The sequence below is a fragment of the Catenibacterium sp. genome, from assembly GCF_052354645.1.
Taxonomy (GTDB): domain Bacteria; phylum Bacillota_I; class Bacilli_A; order Erysipelotrichales; family Coprobacillaceae; genus Catenibacterium; species Catenibacterium mitsuoka_A.
The window spans coordinates 1-2,986 of record NZ_DAWDDM010000243.1; the positions used below are offsets into that span (position 1 = coordinate 1).

General features: G+C 39.1%; 1 protein-coding gene. It reads right to left on the minus strand.

All coding sequences use genetic code 11. The features are described 5' to 3' along the window. Positions 1-147 precede the first annotated feature (147 nt). Positions 148-1,557: a hypothetical protein gene (locus ACT8VG_RS09360; RefSeq protein WP_444195708.1), complete on the minus strand. Its 1,410-nt coding sequence runs from the start codon at positions 1,555-1,557 to the stop codon at positions 148-150. Positions 1,558-2,986: the final 1,429 nt, after the last annotated feature.

The following is a 2,986-nucleotide window of genomic DNA, read 5'->3' on the forward strand; positions in this document are numbered from 1 at the left end:
CCTCAACGCCAAATGCTATAATAACATAATGCATCTCCCTCTCAAGCAGGCATCAGGAGATTAAAATAACAGTGAAAAAGCGACGCTCATCTTTTTCCGACAGAGTTATTCCCCCCCTATTTACCATTTCTAAATATCCCTAATCTGCTATTTTGGTGAATTAAGTCGTTTCCTTAATTGCCTCATATGCCTTTGAGCTACGAGACCAGTTTGATTTTCACTCTTGAAATTCTTTTGGAAGATAAAATGTGCCCTTTGGGAATACACCGGAAAATTTGATCCTCGCTTAGACTTACTGCTATTTCTATACAATCCAGATATACTATACAATGTATATAAATTTGTAGTTCTCCTTTTATTCTTCTTAAGCCGACTAAGCTGGACATTTTGCTTCACAACGTGATCAGCCTTACTATAAGCATGACTATAATAACGCCTTACAGAGCTGTCTTTAATATAAACTCTCTTTCCATCGTATGAAAACCCTAAAAAGGAAATGATTCCATGCTCCTTTTGCTCATTGTAAATAATCAAGTTCGCACTAACACGATATTTCTTAGTTTTTTCCGGTGATAATTTAACCAGATACTTTCCTGTATTTGTATTTCTCTGGTTAAAAATTCCCTGCAGCTGATGAATCATTTGTTGATATTGTTCTTCCGTTATATACTTTTCCGGAATAGCAATAATAAAATCATCTGAATAACGGCGGTATATTCCATGATACGACCGCACTAATGCAAAAATTTTTTCATCAAATTGAATCATATAGATATTTGCCAGTACCCCACTCATTGGGGACCCCTGCGGAATCCCGAAATGTTCTCTATTTATTTTTATGATAAACTGGTCATCTTTAGATTCTCTCTGTTTCTTTCTTGAGAGAATCCTGAATTCCTGATCTGTCAAAACCGTTTGACACTGACAAAGCTGTTGATGCGTCATTCTTTTATAGGAAGTAATTGCTTCGTAATCAACATAACTGTAATGCAAGAGAGAATTCAATACATAATATATATCATCAGGAATATACTGGCTGTCCAAAACGCTACGAATCTGGTTCAACAGGTAAGTATGATCAAGAAAATCGAAAAAATGTGTAAAATCACCTATGATAACATAACAAGGCTTATGGAACTTAATAAAGGCCAACGCTTCCTCTGCAAATGAAATATTCGATTTTCCCTTCTTATTTGTCCTATATGCAATAGAACAATCATCAATCCCCTTATTTCCCAAATACTGATTATACTGTCTGTTAAACAAAGCTCCATAGTATCTGTAAATCCATGCGTCTTTATGTGCTGCATAGAGTATATCCCGATATTTTGGCCCTTCGTCTTTCCAAATTCGTTTTCCTGAAGAATCCGTCGACCAAGACTTATGGTACTTAGGCCATTTAAAATGAATAAAAGGATAAAAACCATGCCTTAGCACCCACTTCTTATTTGTAATGCAACGCCACAAATGATTTGTCAATTTTATTCTACGATCAAAATGGATATAAGAAATATTTTTCCCTTCGATTTCTTTTCTAATTTCGATATCTGCATCCATATGCAACATCCTCACATAAGTCCCACTTAAAAATCCCATTAGCCAAGGTGGATAGATCCTTATAGCTAATGGGACGAAAAGCAAACCGGATTACTCCCCTATCCAATATTTCTAACTATACATGATACACTGGGATTAGAATCACCAGCCATCACATTACAAGCAGTTACAGCGTTTGCTGAGTGCCTGCTCGACATACTCGAATTCATGCCGTGTAGCAAGCGTTCGATGAAACTGGGAAGAAAGGCCTTTCTTTCCTGTTTCAGGGTTCTTACAACAGTTCTGAAAGGAGCATTGACTTTGATAAAGCCATCCGATGCCTCATAAGACACCGTCACAGGACCGAGATGAAATATAAAGAAATCAAGTGATCCTTATTTGTATTATACTCTAAATATCAATAAATTCAATCACGTTTTAAGAATGATAAAAGAATATAGCAAATATGATGTGCATTCACCAAAAGCTGCCTAATACGCGAATGAGAGTCATACCAAATTCCTAAGCAAGGGGCATGAATGAATCCATAAATACAGATAAATCAAGAAAGGATCCTTCACATGAAATGAATGCCCCTCTCCCACGTATTCACTGGTTCTCACCTCGCACAGTGCATTCACTGGGATCTGAAGCGGCGTAATATTTATAAGACAAAATAGTCCTCTCTATTCTGCTCAACTATTTCGCGCTATCTCTAAGGCCTACTAAAAATATTCAATGTAGCACAAAAGACCCGGTATCTCAAATCAGCATGATGCCCAATGAGTTCGGTGTCTGCATGGTCTACGGCCGCTGCTGTACCGAAGTACGACGGCGCGCGCCATACACGAGTCTCTCGTCATTTCTGCATATGTGGAGCTGATTTAGAGTCCCGGGTACTTTCTGTAGTTCATATTTTGATCCTTTCTGGCCAGATTGGATGGAAGGAAACAAGGGGATCCCTGCGTGTCCGAAATACCCTCTCCTGCCGTACCATGGATTGACAGAAAAGCGTCTGCTTTCAGAATTGCCTTATAAATTTGTTCCTTCTACTATATAAATAGAAAAAATCGCTTTTATGTGAACGTGGAAAATAAAAAAAATATTTTTCTTCATTTTATGGAATATTGGAAGGAGATGCAAGGAAATAGTAACAAAGAGGGTGCCCGTCACACCCCTATAAACTTGCCTCCCCCTGCCTCAGGTGGCAAGGAAACTGGATTCACAGGGAGTCGTCAAACGACTGAGAATTCAGTGACACGCTTCCCACCGGGGTGTGGGTGGCGAGCACAGCGAGCCGAAAGGGGAGCAGCTGCCTGTGGCAGCTGCATAAGAGAGGGATCCATAGTTTCAAAGGGCGCCTTCATTTACCATTGATTTTCCCCCCTCCGGCCTCCCCTGTTGATTATCTACGCCAAAAATATTTCCAGAGAGAAACGTAACCATGCTT

What these genes read in the sequence shown, in the direction of transcription:
- ACT8VG_RS09360 (WP_444195708.1), bottom strand. Translation starts at nt 1,557, where the DNA reads ATGGATGCAGATATCGAAATTAGAAAAGAAATCGAAGGGAAAAATATT.